The following is a 17,894-nucleotide window of genomic DNA, read 5'->3' on the forward strand; positions in this document are numbered from 1 at the left end:
GCCCCCGACCGGAGCCCGGGGCCGTTCGCGTGCCCGCCGCGGGGCGGGGCGTCAGTCGTCGAGCGACGTCATGACGTGCTTGATGCGCGTGTAGTCCTCGAAGCCGTACGCGGAGAGGTCCTTGCCGTAGCCGGACTTCTTGAACCCGCCGTGCGGCATCTCGGCGACGAGCGGGATGTGGGTGTTGATCCACACACAGCCGAAGTCGAGGTTCTTGGACATCCGCATCGCGCGGGCGTGGTTCTTCGTCCACACCGAGGAGGCCAGCGCGTACTCCACGCCGTTGGCGTAGGTGAGCGCCTGCGCCTCGTCCGTGAAGGACTGGACGGTGATCACGGGACCGAAGACCTCGTGCTGGATGATCTCGTCGTCCTGCCGGAGGCCGGAGACGACGGTCGGGGCGTAGAAGTAGCCCTTGTCGCCGACCCGGTGGCCGCCCGCCTCGACCTTGGCGTGCGCGGGGAGCCGCTCGATGAACCCGCTGACCTGCTTCAGCTGGTTGGCGTTGTTGAGCGGGCCGTAGAGCACGTCCTCGTCGTCCGGCGCACCGGTCTTCGTGTCGGCGGCCGCCGTGGCCAGAGCGGCGACGAACTCGTCGTGGATCGACTCGTGGACCATGACGCGGGTCGCCGCGGTGCAGTCCTGGCCGGCGTTGAAGTAGCCGGCGACGGAGATGCCCTCGACCGCCTTGGGGATGTCCGCGTCCTCGAACACGACGACCGGCGCCTTGCCGCCGAGCTCCAGGTGGACGCGCTTGACGTCCTTGGCCGCGGACTCGGCGACCTGCATGCCGGCCCGTACGGAACCGGTGATCGAGGCCATGGCCGGGATCGGGTGCTCGACCATCGCGCGGCCCGTGTCCCGGTCGCCGCAGATGACGTTGAAGACCCCCTTGGGCAGGATCTGCCCGATGATCTCCGCGATCAGCACGGTCGACGCCGGGGTGGTGTCGGACGGCTTGATGACGACGGTGTTGCCGGCGGCGAGCGCCGGGGCGAACTTCCAGACGGCCATCATCATCGGGTAGTTCCACGGGGCGACCTGGGCGCAGACGCCGACCGGCTCGCGGCGCACGATGGAGGTCAGGCCCTCCATGTACTCGCCGGCCGAGCGGCCCTCCAGCAGCCGGGCGGCACCCGCGAAGAAGCGGATCTGGTCCACCATCGGCGGGATCTCTTCGGTACGGGTGAGCTCCAGCGGCTTGCCGGTGTTCTCCGACTCCGCCGCGATGAGGTCCTCCGCGCGCTCCTCGAAGGCGTCCGCGATCTTCAGCAGGGCCTTCTGGCGCTCGGCGGGCGTCACGTCCCGCCAGGCGGGGAACGCGGCCGCGGCGGCGTCCATGGCGGCATCGACGTCGGCCTGGCCGGAGAGCGGGGAGGTCGCGTAGACCTCTTCCGTCACCGGGTTGACCACGTCGATGGTCCGCCCGTCCGCGGCGTCCCGGAACTCTCCGTTGATGTAGTTGCGCAGACGGCGCACCTCGGTGGTCACAACCACCCCTCCTGTCGGCTGTCCGATGGGTGAGACATCCACCCTAATCGGTTCGGTGACGCTTTCGACATACCCAACCCCCGGCAACTTCGGATTCAGTGAGAAACGAGCAGTCAGACAACGAATTACATCGGTTCGGGGTTGCCAGACAGACGAGTCCCGGTGCAGAGTGGGTGCGTGGCCAGTCGTAGCGCAGACTCCAGGACCGGGAACGGATCGTCACCAGCGGTCGATGCCGTATCCCTCGCGATCATCGAGCAGCTCCAGGAGGACGGACGCCGTCCGTACGCCGCGATCGGCAAGGCCGTCGGCCTCTCCGAAGCGGCTGTGCGCCAGCGCGTGCAGAAGCTGCTCGACCAGGGCGTGATGCAGATCGTCGCCGTCACTGACCCGCTCACCGTGGGGCTGCGGCGCCAGGCGATGGTCGGCATCAACGTCGAGGGCGACCTCGACCCCGTGGCCGAGGCCCTGGCGGCCATGGCCGAGTGCGAGTACGTGGTCATGACCGCGGGCTCCTTCGACCTGATGGTGGAGATCGTCTGCGAGGACGACGACCACCTGCTGGAGACGATCAACAAACGCATCCGGGCCATCCCCGGTGTGCGCTCCACCGAGAGCTTCGTCTACCTCAAGCTCAAGAAGCAGACCTATATGTGGGGAACCCGATAGCCGTGAGCAAGGACCTGAGCCGAACCGCGTACGACCACCTGTGGATGCACTTCACCCGCATGTCGGACTACGAGAACGCGCCCGTTCCCACCATCGTGCGGGGCGAGGGCACCTACATCTACGACGACCAGGGCAAGCGCTACCTCGACGGCCTCTCCGGCCTGTTCGTGGTCAACGCCGGCCACGGCCGCCACGAGCTCGCCGAGACGGCGTACAAGCAGGGGCAGGAGCTGGCCTTCTTCCCGGTGTGGTCGTACGCCCACCCGAAGGCCGTGGAACTCGCCGAGCGCCTCGCGGACTACGCCCCGGGCGACCTGAACAAGGTCTTCTTCACGACCGGCGGCGGCGAGGCCGTAGAGACGGCCTGGAAGCTGGCGAAGCAGTACTTCAAGCTCAAGGGCAAGCCGACCAAGTACAAGGTCATCTCGCGCGCGGTCGCCTACCACGGCACCCCGCAGGGCGCGCTGTCCATCACCGGCCTGCCGGCCCTCAAGGCACCCTTCGAACCGCTGGTGCCCGGCGCGCACAAGGTGCCCAACACCAACATCTACCGCGCCCCGCTCTTCGGCGACGACCCGGAGGCCTTCGGCCGCTGGGCCGCCGACCAGATCGAGCAGGAGATCCTCTTCGAGGGCCCCGACACCGTCGCCGCGGTCTTCCTGGAGCCCGTGCAGAACGCCGGCGGCTGCTTCCCGCCGCCGCCCGGATACTTCCAGCGCGTGCGCGAGATATGCGACCGGTACGACGTGCTGCTCGTCTCCGACGAGGTCATCTGCGCCTTCGGCCGCCTCGGCACGATGTTCGCCTGCGACAAGTTCGGCTACGTACCGGACATGATCACCTGCGCCAAGGGCATGACGTCGGGCTACTCCCCCATCGGTGCCTGCGTCATCTCCGACCGGGTGGCCGAGCCGTTCTACGAGGGCGACAACACCTTCCTGCACGGTTACACCTTCGGCGGCCACCCCGTCTCCGCCGCGGTCGCCCTCGCCAACCTCGACATCTTCGAGCGCGAGGGCCTCAACCAGCACGTGCTCGACAACGAGAACGCCTTCCTCACCACGCTGCGCAAGCTGCACGACCTGCCGATCGTCGGCGACGTACGCGGCAACGGCTTCTTCTACGGCATCGAGCTCGTCAAGGACAAGGCCACCAAGGAGACGTTCACCGACGAGGAGACCGAGCGCGTCCTGTACGGCTTCCTCTCCAAGGCGCTGTACGACAACGGCCTCTACTGCCGGGCCGACGACCGCGGTGACCCGGTCGTCCAGCTCGCGCCGCCGCTGATCTCCGACCAGTCCACCTTCGACGAGATCGAGGGGATCCTGCGGACCGTCCTGACGGAGGCCTGGACGAAGCTCTGACCGACGCCCCGGCGGCCGGCGTCACCGATCCGGCAGTCATCTCATACGGTCGACCGCGGCCCGGATGCACCCTTTCGAGTGAGAAGAAGGGCGTCCGGGCCGCGTGCTGTGCCGACACTCCGGTCCTACTACCTAGCGTGCCCTGTGACCGATCGGCCTGTCTTCGCTTCCCCCGTACGGGGGATGCGAGATCTGATCCGAACCGAGGTGTACGCCATGGTTGCCCCGTCGGACAACGACATGCTGTGGGCGCGTTCCCTGCAGCACTCCCACAACGGATCGCCGGCCCTCGGGGGCGTGTCCCTCGACGTCCGGGACGGTGAGATCCTCGCCGTGACGGGGCCGCGCGGCAGCGGGAAGACCACGCTCCTGCACTGCCTCTCCGGCCAGCTGGTGCCCCAGGAGGGCGAGGTCTGGTTCAACGGCGTCCCCGTGCACACCATGGGGCCCCGGATGCGTGAGCAGCTGCGCCGCGACCGCTTCGGCTGGATCGCGGCCGATCCGCAGCTCGTACCGGAGCTGACCACCTGGGAGAACGCCGCCCTGCCGCTGCTGCTGCGCGGTGTCTCCCACCGGGCCGCGAAGAAGGCCGCGGCCGAGTGGCTGGACCGTCTCGACATCGGCCCGCTCGCCGAGGAGCGGCCGCACACCCTGCTCCAGGCCCAGCGCCAGCGGATCTCGGTCGCACGCGCGCTGACCGCCTCGCCGTCCGTGATCTTCGCCGACGAGCCGACCGCCTCGCTCCACCGGGCCGAGGGCGCGCAACTGCTGCGCACCCTCACCACCGCCACGCGGTCCCACGGCATCACCGTCGTGCTCGCCACCCACGACACCGAGACCGCCGCCCTCGCCGACCGCACCGTCGCCCTGCTCGACGGCCGCCGGGTCACCGGCGTCACCCAGCCCGCCGCGACCGATACGGAAGGCCGCTCGGCGTGCTCGCTCTCCGTCTGACCCGCGGCTCCCACCCCCTGGTCCTGGTGCGGCGGCTGCTGCTCGCCTCGGCGTCGGCGGGGGTCGGCTTCCTGCTCCTGTGCACCCTCGGGTACGCCTCCGGGCACCCGGCGCACGCGTCGAGCTCCGTACTCCGGCTGCTGTGGTGCGTGGTGCCGCTGGCCGCCACCGTCCAGTTCGCGGTCGCGGTGGCGCGCACGGACCCGAGCACCCGCCCGCGCCCCGGGCTCTTCGCCGCGGGCCTCGGACCGGTACGGCTGTCCCTCCTCGCGGCCGCTTCCACCGCGGTGTCCACCGCACTCGGATCGGTGGTGGCACTGCTCCTCTTCCTGCATCTCCGCGGGGACCTGGCCGGGCTGCCGTTCGACGGCGGCGCGGCCGAGTTCCTGGGCGCGGGCACACCGTTGCCCCTCGGGGCGGCGCTCACCCTGCTCTCGCTGGCGCCACTGGCCTCCGCCGCGGCCGGCGGGCTGGCGCTGCGCAAGCGGCCCGTCGCCCCGTCCGGCGCCCAGGAGGCGGAGGAGCTGCTCGCCCCGGCCGCCGCGCCCGGAGGGCTGCCGTGGGGCGTCGCGCTCGCGGCCGCCGGTCTGGCCGTCGAGGCGTACACGAGCCGCGGCACTCCGGACGGCGCCTTCCCGCTGCCCGGACGGCTCGACTCGACACCGGCGAGCGTGCTCGCGGGCTGGGTCCTGACCGCGATCGGCCTCGCCATGGCCGGGCCCGGCCTCACCTACCTGTGCGGGCGGCTGCTCCAGAGGGGCCACCCCGGCGCCGTACGCCTGCTGGCGGGCCGGGTGCTGATGGACGAGGCGTGCAGGATCGGCCGCCCCCTCGGGATCGTCTGCGCGGTCCTGTCGGGCGTGGTGGCGGCCGCGGCGCTGTACACGGACGGGCCCCGCCCCTTCGGACCGCTCACCGCGCTCGGCGCCGCACTCGTCCTCGGCTGTACGACGGCGACGCTGCTGACCTCCGCCCTGGAGGCGCGGCAGGCCCGGGCCCGGACGGCCGAGACCCTGCTGCGGCTCGGCACGCCCGCCGCCGCGCTCCGTTCGGCGACCGCGCTGCGCGCCCTGGTGCTGCTGGTCGTCTTCGCCCCGCTGACCTGGGTGATCGCGGAGCTGGCGGCGCTGCCGCTGACGGGGTGACGGCCCGCGCGAACCCGGTCCGTAGCATGGCGGCGTGGAGAACACGGACGAGAACACCTACGCGCCCGGCGTCGAGATAGAGACCCTCGCCGCATTCGACCTGGCGGTCGCCGCAGGGACGCTGGCCGGGCACCGGATCCAGTCCGTCGACCTGACGGACCGTGGCCCCTCGCTGCTCGCGACCGACACCCGGGGCGCCGTCTTCCTCGGCTGCCGGATGGACGCCGGCGCGGAGACCAAGGCGCGGGCGGACGGGGCGTTCGTCTTCCCCCCGGTGCCCGGACTGCCGTTCGACCCGTACCGGGGGCTGCTCTACACCCCGCAAGCCCTGTACGAGGGCCTGGCGGAGGGCGGTTACGAGGCGACGCCGGACGCGCTCGCCTACCGCTGGTTCCGGCGGACCGGGGCGGACGGTGACGTCTTCGCCTCGATGCTGAGGGCGCTCCACGACGACGCCGTCTCCGACGCCCTGGACGAACACCTCGGCGGTGCCCGGGTCGTGGGCGTCATGGGCGGCCACGCCATGGCCCGCGGGAGCGCGGCCTACCAGGGGGCGGCCGTCCTCGGCAGGACCCTGGCCCGCAGCGGCCTGACCGTGGCGACGGGCGGCGGCCCGGGGGCCATGGAGGCGGCCAACCTCGGGGCGTACGCCGCTCCGCACTCCGACGCGATGCTGCTCAAGGCGTGCGAACTGCTCGCCTCGGCGCCGTCGTTCGATCCGTCGGTCACCGACTGGGCGCGGGCCGCCTTCGCCGTGCGGGAGCGGTGGCCCGACGGCGGCTCCTCGGTCGCGATCCCGACGTGGTTCTACGGCCACGAACCCCCGAACGCCTTCGCGGACCACATAGCCAAGTACTTCGCGAACGCGGTGCGCGAGGACGGGCTGCTGGCCCGCTCGACCGCCGGTGTGATCTTCCTGCCGGGTGCCGCCGGGACCGTGCAGGAGATCTTCGACAACGCGACGCCGAACTACTACGAGTCGCGTTCGGCGCCCACGCCGATGGTGCTGGTGAACCGTGCGCACTGGACGGAGAAGCTGCCGGCCTGGCCGCTGCTGAGCGCCCTGGCCGCCGGACGCGCGATGGAGTCGCGGATCGCGCTCGTCGACACGGTCGAGGAGGCACCCGCGGCGCTCGCCCGGCTGACCGGCTGACCTGCCGCCCCCGGGGCGGTGGCCGGCGTGCCGGAGCGGCGCGGCCGACGTCCGGGGCTGCCGGGCCGAGCCGCGTCAGGCGGCCGGCTCCAGCACCACCGTCTCCGCCGCGTCGAACGTCACGCCGACCACCGCGCCCTCGTCCGGGGTGTCCCGCAGGCCGCACTGGGCCTCCAGCGCGGGGCCGCGGGCGGGGTGCAGGGTGACGGCCACGTGATGGCCGCGGAAGGTGCGTACGCCCACGGTGCAGCGCAGCCCGTCCCGCGGGCCGCCGATCCGCACGCCGCCCGGCCGGACCAGCAATTCGCACGGGCCCTGGGCAGACCCCTCGGCCACCGGCACCTCGCCCCAGACGGTGTCGGCGGTCCGGCCCGTGACGAGCGCGTCCACCACGTTGTCGAAACCGAGGAACCGGGCGACGAAGGCGGATGCCGGCTTCTGCCAGACCTCCAGCGGGGCCCCCTCCTGGGCGATCCCGCCGTCCCGCATGACGACGACCCGGTCGGCGAGCGCGAAGGCCTCGCCCTGGTCGTGCGTCACGGCGAGCACCGTCGTGCCCAGCCGGCCGAAGAGGGTGCGCAGTTCGACGACGAGACGTTCGCGCAGGCTCCGGTCCAGCTGCCCCAGCGGCTCGTCCAGCATCAGCAGCTTCGGCCGGGGCGCCAGCGCCCGCGCCAGGGCGACCCGTTGCTGCTCGCCGCCGGACAGGGCGGCGACGGCCCGTCGGCCCGCTCCCGGCAGACCGACGAGATCCAGCAGCTCGCCGGCCGTGCGGTCCCGCTCCGCCCGGGACACCCCGCGCATCCGCAGGCCGAAGGCGACGTTGGCGCCGACGTCCCGGTGCGGGAACAGCTGGTGGTCCTGGAACATCAGGCCGAGCCCGCGCCGGTGCACGGGCACCCGCCGCTGGTCGGCGCCGTCCAAAAGCACCCGCCCGCCGTCCAGGCGCTGCAGCCCGGCGACGGCCCGCAGCAATGTCGACTTGCCGCTGCCGCTGGGCCCGAGCACACAGACGATCTCGTGGTCGGCGACCTCCAGGTCCACGGCGTCCAGAGCGGTCCGCCCCCCGAACCGGACCGTGGCCGACTCCACTGCCAGCATCTCTAGAACTCCCCGGATCGGTCGGTGCGGATACGTTCGAGCAGGAGCAGCGCCACCGCGCAGACGAGCATCAGGATCGTGCTGAGGGCCATGGCCTGGCCGTAGTTGAGCTCCCCGGACCGCCCCAGCAGCCTGGCCACCGCCACCGGCAGGGTCGGGTTGTCAGGCCGGGCGATGAACACGGTCGCGCCGAACTCACCGAGGGACACGGCGAAGGCGAAACCGGCCGCCACCAGCACCGCCCGCCGCACCAGCGGAAGGTCCACCTCGCGCCAGGCCCGCAGCGGCGAGGCCCCGAGCACCGCGGCGGCCTCCCGGAGCCGGTCGTCCACGGCGCGCAGGACGGGCAGCATGGTCCGCACGACGAACGGGACGCCCACCAGGGCCTGGGCGAGGGGGACGAGGATCCAGGACGTACGGAGGTCGAGCGGCGGCTCGTCGAGGGTGATGAGGAAGCCGAAGCCCACGGTCACCGCCGACACTCCGAGCGGCAGCATCAGCAGGGCGTCGAAGCCGCGCACCAGCGGTCCCGCCCGCCTCGTCAGGGCCGCTGCCGCGAGCCCTCCGACCAGCAGGGCGACGAGTGTCGCGACCAGCGCGTAGCGCAGGGAGTTCCCGATGGCGTCGAGGGGCGGCACGAGGAAGGTGGAGCCGTTCGCGTCGGCGGACCGCAGCGCCCGGTAGAACCCGAAGCCGTGGCCGCCGGACGTGTCCAGGGAGCGTTCCACGAGCACGCCGAGCGGCAGCAGGACGAGGAGGAGCACCGTCAGCAGGACGCCGCCGAGCAGCGCACGCTGCCCGGCCCCGCGTGGCGGCCGGGCCGTCCGGGACGGGTCGACGAGCCGCAGGGCCGTCTCCCGGCGCCGCACGGTCCAGGCGTGCACCGCCAGGATCCCGGCGACCGCCGCGAACTGCACCAGGGTCAGTACGGCGGCCGTCGGCAGGTCGAGCAGCTGGGCGGTCTGCCGGTAGATCTCGACCTCCAGCGTGGAGTAGGCCGGACCGCCGAGGATCTGGACGACTCCGAAGGAGGTGAAGGTGAAGAGGAAGACCATCAGGGCCGCGGCGGCCACCGCCGGGGCCAGCGCGGGCAGGGTGACCCGCCTCCAGGCGGCGAGGCGGCCGGCCCCGAGCACCCGGGCCGCCTCCTCCTGGCGGGGGTCGAGCTGCGCCCACAGACCGCCGACCGTCCGTACGACGACCGCGTAGTTGAAGAACACGTGGGCGAGGAGGATCGCCCACACCGTCGTGTCGAGCCGGACGCCCCAGAGCTCGTCGAGGAAGCCGCCGCGTCCCAGCAGTGCGAGGAACGCCGTCCCCACGACGACGGTCGGCAGGACGAACGGCACGGTCACCACCGCCCGCAGCAGCTGCTTGCCGGGGAAGTCGAACCGGGCGAAGACATAGGCCCCCGGCAGGGCGATCAGCAGGGTGAGCGCCGTCGAGGCGAGCGCCTGCCAGGTGGTGAACCACAGGACGTCGAGGATGTCCGGCCGGCTCAGCACCGTACCGATCCGGCCGAACCGCCAGACACCGTCCGCCTTCAGCCCCCGGCCGACGATGGCGACGACCGGGTAGGCGAAGAACACCCCGAAGAACGCGACGGGCACGGCCATGAGACCGAGCCGTACGGCCGCACTCCCCCCGCGTGGGGGCCGGGCCGCTACTTCACGACGAGCGAGGACCACGACTGGACCCACTGCTCACGGTTCTTGGCGATCTTCTCCGGGTCCACGGTCGCCGGCTTGTCGACGGCCGCGCCGAACTTCGTGAAGATCTCCGGCAGTTCGGCGTCCTTCACGACCGGGTTCACGAACATGTTGAGCGGCATGTCCTCCTGGAACCTCTTGCTGATCATGAAGTCCAGCAGTGCCTTGCCCCCCGCCTCGTTCGCGGCGCCCTTCAGCAGGCCGGCGAACTCGATCTGGCGGAAGCAGGTACCGGTGGCGACACCGGTCGGGGCCTCGGCGGGCTGCGGATCGGCGTACAGCACCTCGACGGGCGGGCTGGAGGCGTACGAGACGACGAGCGGGCGGTCGGCCTTGGCCTTCCTGCCGCCCGCGGAGCCGGAGAACTCCTCGTTGTAGGCCTGTTCCCAGCCGTCGACGACCTTGACGCCGTTGTCCTTCAGCTTCTTCCAGTAGTCCTGGTAGCCGGACTCACCGTGGACCGCCACCGTGCCGAGGAGGAAACCGAGACCGGGTGACGACGTCGCGGCGTTCTCGGTGACGAGGAGGTTCTTGTACGCCGGCTTCAGCAGGTCGTCGAAGGACTTCGGCGGGTCGAGCTTCCTGTCGGCGAAGTACTTCTTGTCGTAGTTGACGCAGATGTCGCCGGTGTCGACGGGCATGACCCGGTGCTTGCCGTCGAGCCGGGTGTCGGCGGCGACGCGGTCCAGGCCCTTCGCCTCGTACGGTGTGAACAGGCCGTTGTCGAGGGCGCGCGAGAGCAGCGTGTTGTCGGCGCCGAAGAACACGTCGCCGCGGGGGGAGCCCTTGGTCAGGATCTCCTGGTTGAGGGCGGCTCCGGCGTCGCCGCTCTTGAGCACCTTGACCTTGTAGCCGGTCTCGGCGGTGAACGCCTTCAGGACGGCGTCCGACACGTTGAACGAGTCGTGGCTGACCAGGGTGACCGTCTTCGAGCCGGAGCCCGAGGCGCCGGACTCCTTGCCGTCGGAGTCCCCGCAGCCCGCCAGCACCGCGGCCCCGAGGGCCGCGGCGAGAACCGTCGCCGCGCACTTGGTGGTGGTGTTCATGTGATTCCTCCTGGGATGACCAGGAAGAGACGCGGCCCCGCCCGCTCGGCGAGCGGGCAGGGCGCAACAGCTTGAGTAAAGTCCGAACTTCCTACCCGGAATGACCCGGGCGAGGTTCAGAGGGTCTGCGGCCGACCTGTCCTCGGTGCCGCACTCTCAGCGCTGTGGCGCTCCCCTGTCGGAATATGAAGTTGATTTCCGCACCAGGCTACACCGGCCGGATCAAGCCCCGACGGCCGGATCACGCCCGCCGGAACGCACGTCTCAGCGCTCGGCGGCCGCCAGCTGCCCGCAGGCGCCGTCGATCTCCTGGCCGCGGGTGTCCCGGACCGTGACCGGCACGCCGTGAGCCGCGATCGCCTCGACGAAGGCCTTCTCGTCCTCGGGCCGCGAGGCGGTCCACTTCGAGCCGGGCGTCGGGTTCAGCGGGATCAGGTTGACGTGCACACGCTTCCCGTTGAGCAGCCGGCCGAGCCGGTCGCCCCGCCACGCCTGGTCGTTGATGTCGCGGATCAGCGCGTACTCGATGGAGATGCGGCGGCCCGACTTCTCCGCGTACTCCCAGGCCGCGTCCAGGACCTCCCTCACCTTCCACCGCGTGTTCACGGGGACGAGCGTGTCGCGCAGCTCGTCGTCCGGGGCGTGCAGGGAGACGGCGAGGCGGCACTTGAACCCCTCGTCGGCGAAACGCAGCATGGCCGGCACGAGGCCCACCGTCGACACGGTGATCCCCCGCTGGGAGAGCCCGAGACCGTCCGGCTCCGGGTCCGTCAGCCGGCGGATCGCCCCGACCACCCGCTTGTAGTTCGCCAGGGGCTCGCCCATGCCCATGAAGACGATGTTGGACAGCCGCGCCGGTCCGCCCGGGACCTCTCCGTCACGCAGCGCCCGCATCCCGTCGACGATCTGGTGCACGATCTCGGCCGTCGACAGGTTGCGGTCCAGTCCTGCCTGCCCGGTCGCGCAGAACGGGCAGTTCATCCCGCATCCGGCCTGCGACGAGATGCACATGGTCACCCGGTCCGGGTAGCGCATGAGGACGGACTCGACGAGCGTCCCGTCGTGCAGCTTCCAGAGCGTCTTGCGGGTGGTGTCGTCGTCGCAGCTGATGTGGCGCACGACGGACATGAGGTCGGGGAACATCGCCTCGGCGAGCTTGTCCCGCGATCCGGCCGGAATGTTGGTCCACTCCGCCGGGTCGTGCGCGTACCGCGCGAAGTAGTGCTGCGACAGCTGCTTGGCGCGGAAGGGCTTCTCGCCGATCGCGGCAACTGCTTCCTTGCGCTCGTCGGGCGTGAGGTCGGCGAGATGCCGCGGCGGCCTCTTGGCTCCGCGGGGCGCGACGAAAGTGAGTTCTCCGGGCTTAGGCATGGTTCCTCCAGTGTCGCAGACGTGCCGGAACACTCAGGTCCGCCGCAGGACCGGGCACGACGCGGACACCGCGCACGAGCGGTGTCGGCCGTGGCCGGTGGCGTTCCACGGCCCGCACACGGCCCACGGGCACGGGATGGGCGTGACGGATCCCACGGCCAGAGCCGCCCTGCCCGGCATGCGCCCGTCAGACCTCGCCGTGAAGCGCGGTCCTCATGCTGCGGTACCGCGCCAGGGTGCGGCGGCGCATCCACGGGACCCAGCAGCAGAACGCGGCCGTCGCGACGGCACAGGCCACCGGACCCGCCGGTGAGCCGGAGACGGTGCCCAGCACGAGCAGGCCGGCCGCGATCAGGCCCAAGGAGGCCAGCCAGTACGGAAGCCACCGCCCGGCCTGCTCCATGCGTCCCAGCTGCTCGTCGACGAGCCTGCGCATGCTCGCCCGCGTCTGCGGATCACTCGGCACCTCCCGGCCGTATCCGGCGGTTGAGCTCGGCGATCCCGCGGGGGCCGGTGCCGACCGCGCGGCCGGTCCTGCGGCGCTGGGCGGCCACGATGCCGATGGCGACGGCGGTGAAGACCGCTGTCCGGATCACCCACCAGCCGATGTGCCCGTCCCGGCGGAACAGGGCGTTGGCTCCCACTCCGAGGACGAGGACCAGGATCGCCTGAGCGGTGAGACTACGGTCGAGCCAGAGCTTCAGCGCGCACGGCACGTCCTCCTCGGAAAGGGACTCCTACCCTCTGTCACCCACCGGGTACCCCACCGTGACCGTCCCAGCCCCGCGCCGGCCGCCACGAGAGCACCAGGCTTCCCGTGGGCCTCCCCGGCGGTGCGGAGTGGCTCGGGCTGTTCCCGGCCGTACGGTTCCGGGAGGAGCTGCCGGGCCCCGGCACCTTGAGCACGCACGGACGGGGCCCGCCGTCCGGGTGGACGGCGGGCCCCGTGGGCGAGCGAAGCGGGAGGTCGCTGCTCGGCTCAGCCGGATCCGACGAACAGCACCAGCAGCAGCCAGACGACCGGCGCCGTCGGCAGCAGCGAGTCGAGGCGGTCCATGATGCCGCCGTGACCGGGCAGCAGCGTGCCCATGTCCTTGATCCCGAGATCCCGCTTGATCATGGACTCACCCAGGTCGCCGAGGGTCGCGCTGGCGGCGACCGCCAGGCCCAGCAGCAGCCCCTGCCACCACTCGCCGTCGTCGATGAGGAAGTGCATGCACAGCGCGCCGGCGACCATCGCGAAGCCGACCGCCCCGAGCAGGCCCTCGCGGGTCTTCCCCGGGCTGATGCGCGGGGCGAGTTTGTGCGTGCCGAAGCGCCAGCCGACCGCGTACGCGCCCGTGTCACTGACCACCGTGAGCAGCAGGAAGGTCAGCACCCGCCACGCGCCGTCGTCGGCGGTGAGCATCATGGCGACGAACGTCGCCAGGAACGGCACGTAGAAGACGGCGAAGACGCCGGCCGTGACGTCCTTGAGGTAGCCCTCGGGCGGCTGAGTCATCCGCCACACGAGCACCGCGAGCGCCGTCAGGGCCATGGCGACCCACGCGCCCTCCGCCTCCCGCACGTACCCGGCGATCACCATGGCGGCTCCACCCACGGCGAGCGGCACGAGGGGGGCGTTGATCCCCTTGCGCTCCTCGAGACGCGAGGTGAGCTCCCAGAGGCCGACGACCACCGCCAGCACCACCACGCCGACGAAGACCGCCTTCACGACGAACAGCGAGCCCGCGACCACCGCGCCGAGCCCCACGCCGACCCCTATGGCCGCACGCAGATCACGCCCCGCACGCTTCTTCGGCGGGGACGGCTGCACGGGGCTGGACATGGGCACCTGCGGCTTCTCGTCACGGAACAGGGGGCCGCTGACGTGCGCGGCGTCCCCGTTCCGGTCCTCGCGGTCGTCAGCGTCTCTACCTGCGTCGGGAACGTCCGGCACGATGGGCATGGGCCGAGTCTGCTGGGCGCCGTGCACATCGTGAGCGGGACCCGCCGGAGCGGCCCCCATCTCGGGCGCACCCCAGGAACCGGCTCCCTGCGGGGCGCCCCAGGAGGAGTCGTTCATCAGACTTCGAGCAGCTCGGCTTCCTTGTGCTTGAGCAGCTCGTCCACCTGTGCGACGTACTTCGCGGTGGTGTCGTCGAGCTCCTTCTCCGCACGGCGGACCTCGTCCTCGCCGGACTCCTTGTCCTTGACGAGCTTGTCGAGCGTCTCCTTGGCCTTGCGGCGGATGGAGCGGATCGAGATCTTGGAGTCCTCGGCCTTGGTCTTGGCGACCTTGATGAACTCCTTGCGGCGGTCCTGCGTCAGCTCGGGGAACGTCACACGGATGATGTTGCCGTCGTTGCTGGGGTTGACTCCGAGGTCGGAGTCACGGATCGCCTGCTCGATGTTGCGCAGTGCGGTCTTGTCGAACGGGGTCACCACGGCCATCCGGGGCTCGGGGACCGAGAACGAGGCGAGCTGGTTGATGGGGGTCAGCGCCCCGTAGTAGTCGGCGACGATCTTGTTGAACATCGCCGGGTGCGCACGGCCGGTGCGGATCGCGGCAAAGTCCTCTTTGGCGACGACGACGGCCTTCTCCATCTTCTCCTCGGCCTCGAGGAGGATTTCTTCGATCACCACGTGCTCCTGCGTGTCTCGGGTGGGCCCGGCATCGCCGGGCCCTGCGGATCCTGCGTCGCGTCCTCACCTGCACGGTGTCCGACCGGCAGGCCGTTGTCCATCCTGTGGGCCGTCAGGCCCGGGTGCTGCGGTCGCTCACGAGCGTGCCGATCTTCTCACCCTTGACGGCGCGCGCGATATTGCCCTCGGCGGTCAGCTCGAAGACGAGAATGGGCAGCTGGTTGTCACGGCAGAGGGTGATGGCCGTCGCGTCGGCGACCTTGAGGTCGCGGGCGATCACCTCGCCGTACTCCAGGGCGTCGAACTTCACCGCCCCGGGGTTGGTCCGCGGATCGGAGTCGTAGACCCCGTCCACCCCGTTCTTGCCCATCAGCAACGCCTGGGCGTCGATCTCCAGCGCGCGCTGGGCGGCGGTCGTGTCCGTGGAGAAGTACGGCATCCCCATACCGGCGCCGAAGATCACGACCCGGCCCTTCTCCAGGTGCCGGACGGCCCGGAGCGGGATGTACGGCTCCGCGACCTGGCCCATGGTGATGGCGGTCTGGACGCGGGAGTCGATGCCCTCCTTCTCCAGGAAGTCCTGCAGCGCCAGGCAGTTCATGACCGTGCCGAGCATGCCCATGTAGTCGGACCGCGCCCGGTCCATGCCGCGCTGCTGGAGTTCGGCGCCGCGGAAGAAGTTGCCGCCGCCGATGACGACGGCGATCTCCGCGCCGTCCCGGACGACCGCGGCGATCTCGCGGGCGATGGCGTGCACGACGTCGGGGTCGACGCCGAGACCCCCACCGCCGGCGAACGCCTCACCGGACAGCTTCAGCATGAAGCGTCCGGAGATCTTGCCGTCGTCGCGCTTGTGGTCACCCTGTGTGGCGTCCGCGCCCTTGCTCATGGGGATTCTCCTCGTGCACATACGAAGAAGGCCATTGCCGGTGGGTCTGTCGTCCCTCAGCGGCAATGGCCTCCTCGTCAGATCTGCGGTCGTCCGGCGTGAGTGCGGCCGGACGACTGCACCAGACCCTATCCGGGTCCACCGTTGTTCGCGGACGGACTCAGATGCCGACCTTGATACGCGCGAAGCGCGTCAGGCTGACACCGGCCTCGTCCAGGACCTTCTGGACCGACTTCTTGTTGTCCTTGGCGAAGGCCTGCTCGAGGACGACGACGTCCTTGAAGAAGCCGTTGACGCGACCCTCGACGATCTTCGGGAGGGCGGCCTCGGGCTTGCCCTCCTCGCGCGAGGTGGCCTCGGCGACGCGACGCTCGTTCTCGACCGTCTCGGCCGGGACCTCGTCGCGGTTGAGGTACTTCGGGGCGAAGGCGGCGATGTGCTGCGCGACGTCCTTGGCGACCTCGGCGTTCTCCTTGTCCAGCTGGACGAGGACGCCGACCTGCGGCGGGAGGTCGGGCATCGTGCGGTGCATGTACGCGGCCACGTAACCGCCGGTGAACTGCGCGAAGCGGTCCAGGACGATCTTCTCGCCGAGGTTGGCGTTGGCCTCGTCCACGTACGCCTGGACGGTCTTGCCGGCCTCGATCTCGGACGCGAGGAGCGTCTCGATGTCGGCGGGGGAGGTCGCGGCGACGTGCGCGGCCAGCGTGTTGGCGACGGTCTGGAACTTCTCGCCCTTGGCGACGAAGTCCGTCTCGCACTTGAGCTCGAGGAGCACGCCGGACGTCTTGTCCTCGGAGATGAGGGAGACGACGGCACCGTTCTCGGCGGAACGGCCCTCGCGCTTGGCGACGCCCTTCTGGCCCTTGATACGGAGCGCCTCGACGGCGCCGTCGACGTTGCCGTCGGCCTCGTCGAGCGCCTTCTTGCAGTCCATCATGCCGGCGCCGGTGAGCTCGCGGAGCTTCTTGACGTCAGCGGCGGTGTAGTTCGCCATGAGTCTGTGTTCTCTCTCGAAGTCTGAAAGATCTACGGGTCAACGGCGGGGGCGGTGCCTGCGCACCTGCCCCCGCCGTCATTCAGCCGTGACTGACGGGTGTCAGGCCTGCTCGGCGTCCGCGGCAGCGGCCTCGGCGGTCTCGGCCGGCGCCTCGGCGGCGGGGGCCTCGTCCTGCTCGGCGGCGATGGCGGCCGGCTGGGCGTCCGCGTCGGCGTCCTTCTCGGTCTCGACGGAGGACTGGACCTCCGCGTCGTCCTTCTTCTCGCCCTCGAGCAGGTCGCGCTCCCACTCGGCGAGGGGCTCGCCGGCGGCCTTCTCGCCCGGCTTCGAGTCACCGGTGGCGGCACCGGAACGGGCGATGAGGCCCTCGGCGACGGCGTCGGCGATCACGCGGGTGAGCAGGGTGACGGAGCGGATCGCGTCGTCGTTGCCCGGGATCTTGTAGTCGACCTCGTCGGGGTCGCAGTTGGTGTCGAGGATCGCGACGACCGGGATGTGGAGCTTGCGCGCCTCACCGACGGCGATGTGCTCCTTCTTGGTGTCGACGATCCAGACGGCGCTGGGCACCTTCTGCATCTCGCGGATACCACCGAGGGTCTTCTCCAGCTTGGCCTTCTCGCGGGAGAGGACCAGGAGCTCCTTCTTGGTGAGGCCGGAGGCGGCCACGTCCTCGAAGTCGATGAGCTCGAGCTCCTTCAGACGCTGAAGGCGCTTGTAGACGGTGGAGAAGTTGGTGAGCATGCCACCGAGCCAACGCTGGTTGACGTACGGCATGCCGACGCGCGTCGCCTGCTCGGCGATGGCCTCCTGGGCCTGCTTCTTGGTACCCACGAACATGATGGAGCCGCCGTGGGCGACGGTCTCCTTGACGAACTCGTAGGCGCGGTCGATGTACGACAGCGACTGGAGCAGGTCGATGATGTAGATGCCGTTGCGCTCGGTGAAGATGAAGCGCTTCATCTTCGGGTTCCAGCGACGGGTCTGGTGACCGAAGTGGACGCCGCTTTCCAGCAGCTCCCGCATCGTGACGACGGCCATGGCCGTACTCCTTGAGGTACTCGGTTCCGCGACCGCAGGATTGCTGTCGCGCCTGACGCCCCGACGCGCCGTGCCACAAGGGACCGAGGAGCGCTGCCACCGTCCGCTGAGAGGGAGGTGGCGGGGCGTGCGAAGTCGACCCGGTGACCCGGATCGCCAGAAGAAGTGTACGGGACCCGCCGGGTGCCGGGTGACCGCGATGTCCACAAGCGGTCGGTTGTCCACAGATCCGGACCATGATCCCCGCCGTACGGGCCGTCGGGTGGATCGTTCGCCCATGCGCCGCACACCTGAGACGAACCACTGGCGGTCCCGCGCCGCGGACCCGGCCCCGCCGTC

Annotated in this window: 17 protein-coding genes and 1 riboswitch; of the genes, 5 read left to right on the forward strand and 12 right to left on the reverse strand. The window is 70.8% G+C overall.

Annotated features, from left to right (window positions below; all coding sequences use genetic code 11):
- Positions 1-51 precede the first annotated feature (51 nt).
- On the reverse strand, positions 52-1,491 hold the full coding sequence (locus ABZ371_RS14430) for a gamma-aminobutyraldehyde dehydrogenase (protein ID WP_358678384.1): 1,440 nt from the start codon (positions 1,489-1,491) through the stop codon (positions 52-54).
- Positions 1,492-1,668: 177 nt separating this feature from the next.
- Here ABZ371_RS14430 and ABZ371_RS14435 point away from each other — a divergent pair, with 177 nt between their 5' ends.
- The 5 genes from ABZ371_RS14435 (at position 1,669) to ABZ371_RS14455 (ending at position 6,776) form a co-directional block, all read left to right on the forward strand.
- Positions 1,669-2,160, forward strand: a complete 492-nt coding sequence (locus ABZ371_RS14435) for an Lrp/AsnC family transcriptional regulator (protein ID WP_069170433.1) — start codon at positions 1,669-1,671, stop codon at positions 2,158-2,160.
- On the forward strand, positions 2,145-3,524 hold the full coding sequence (locus ABZ371_RS14440) for an aspartate aminotransferase family protein (protein ID WP_358678387.1): 1,380 nt from the start codon (positions 2,145-2,147) through the stop codon (positions 3,522-3,524). The genes ABZ371_RS14435 and ABZ371_RS14440 overlap by 16 nt, the downstream gene beginning before the upstream one ends.
- Positions 3,525-3,740: 216 nt before the next feature.
- Positions 3,741-4,478 carry an ATP-binding cassette domain-containing protein gene (locus tag ABZ371_RS14445; RefSeq protein WP_358678425.1) on the forward strand — a complete coding sequence of 246 codons (738 nt, stop codon included), beginning with the start codon at positions 3,741-3,743 and terminating at the stop codon, positions 4,476-4,478.
- Positions 4,460-5,623: a hypothetical protein gene (locus ABZ371_RS14450; RefSeq protein WP_358678390.1), complete on the forward strand. Its 1,164-nt coding sequence runs from the start codon at positions 4,460-4,462 to the stop codon at positions 5,621-5,623. Before ABZ371_RS14445 ends, ABZ371_RS14450 begins: the two co-directional genes overlap by 19 nt.
- 34 nt (positions 5,624-5,657) lie before the next feature.
- A complete protein-coding gene (locus ABZ371_RS14455) occupies positions 5,658-6,776 on the forward strand; it encodes a Rossmann fold nucleotide-binding protein (protein WP_358678393.1) in 1,119 nt (372 codons plus the stop codon).
- Between the two features lie 75 nt (positions 6,777-6,851).
- Here ABZ371_RS14455 and ABZ371_RS14460 read toward each other — a convergent pair whose 3' ends face one another.
- The 11 genes from ABZ371_RS14460 to rpsB form a co-directional block, all read right to left on the reverse strand.
- Positions 6,852-7,877 carry an ABC transporter ATP-binding protein gene (locus ABZ371_RS14460; RefSeq protein WP_358678396.1) on the reverse strand — a complete coding sequence of 342 codons (1,026 nt, stop codon included), beginning with the start codon at positions 7,875-7,877 and terminating at the stop codon, positions 6,852-6,854.
- Positions 7,878-7,879: 2 nt separating this feature from the next.
- Positions 7,880-9,493: an iron ABC transporter permease gene (locus ABZ371_RS14465; RefSeq protein ID WP_358678398.1), complete on the reverse strand. Its 1,614-nt coding sequence runs from the start codon at positions 9,491-9,493 to the stop codon at positions 7,880-7,882.
- 47 nt (positions 9,494-9,540) lie between these two features.
- Entirely contained in the window at positions 9,541-10,632 is a 1,092-nt protein-coding gene (locus ABZ371_RS14470; RefSeq protein WP_358678401.1) for a thiamine ABC transporter substrate-binding protein, read from the reverse strand.
- A gap of 70 nt (positions 10,633-10,702) precedes the next feature.
- Positions 10,703-10,819: riboswitch (TPP riboswitch) on the reverse strand.
- Between the two features lie 77 nt (positions 10,820-10,896).
- Positions 10,897-12,003 carry a 23S rRNA (adenine(2503)-C(2))-methyltransferase RlmN gene (gene rlmN / locus ABZ371_RS14475; RefSeq protein ID WP_358678404.1) on the reverse strand — a complete coding sequence of 369 codons (1,107 nt, stop codon included), beginning with the start codon at positions 12,001-12,003 and terminating at the stop codon, positions 10,897-10,899.
- 187 nt (positions 12,004-12,190) lie between these two features.
- Entirely contained in the window at positions 12,191-12,439 is a 249-nt protein-coding gene (locus tag ABZ371_RS14480; protein WP_358678407.1) for a hypothetical protein, read from the reverse strand.
- Between the two features lie 19 nt (positions 12,440-12,458).
- Entirely contained in the window at positions 12,459-12,719 is a 261-nt protein-coding gene (locus ABZ371_RS14485; RefSeq protein ID WP_358678410.1) for a hypothetical protein, read from the reverse strand.
- A gap of 263 nt (positions 12,720-12,982) precedes the next feature.
- Complete coding sequence (locus tag ABZ371_RS14490) at positions 12,983-14,068, reverse strand: phosphatidate cytidylyltransferase (protein WP_358678413.1); 1,086 nt, start codon at positions 14,066-14,068, stop codon at positions 12,983-12,985.
- Positions 14,068-14,625, reverse strand: coding sequence for a ribosome recycling factor (gene frr / locus ABZ371_RS14495; protein ID WP_351276217.1), 558 nt, complete (start codon positions 14,623-14,625; stop codon positions 14,068-14,070). The genes ABZ371_RS14490 and frr overlap by 1 nt, the downstream gene beginning before the upstream one ends.
- A gap of 115 nt (positions 14,626-14,740) precedes the next feature.
- Positions 14,741-15,517, reverse strand: a complete 777-nt coding sequence (gene pyrH / locus ABZ371_RS14500; RefSeq protein ID WP_358678416.1) for a UMP kinase — start codon at positions 15,515-15,517, stop codon at positions 14,741-14,743.
- 160 nt (positions 15,518-15,677) lie between these two features.
- The gene (tsf, locus tag ABZ371_RS14505) at positions 15,678-16,514 is read right to left on the reverse strand and encodes a translation elongation factor Ts (protein ID WP_358678419.1); all 837 of its coding nucleotides are present in this window, start codon (positions 16,512-16,514) and stop codon (positions 15,678-15,680) included.
- Positions 16,515-16,616: 102 nt separating this feature from the next.
- Positions 16,617-17,555 (reverse strand): 30S ribosomal protein S2, encoded by a 939-nt coding sequence (rpsB, locus tag ABZ371_RS14510; protein WP_358678422.1) that lies wholly within the window; start codon positions 17,553-17,555, stop codon positions 16,617-16,619.
- Between the last annotated feature and the right edge of the window lie 339 nt (positions 17,556-17,894).

Origin of the sequence: Streptomyces sp. NPDC005899 (assembly GCF_040629645.1) — a bacterium.
In the GTDB taxonomy this organism is placed as follows: domain Bacteria; phylum Actinomycetota; class Actinomycetes; order Streptomycetales; family Streptomycetaceae; genus Streptomyces.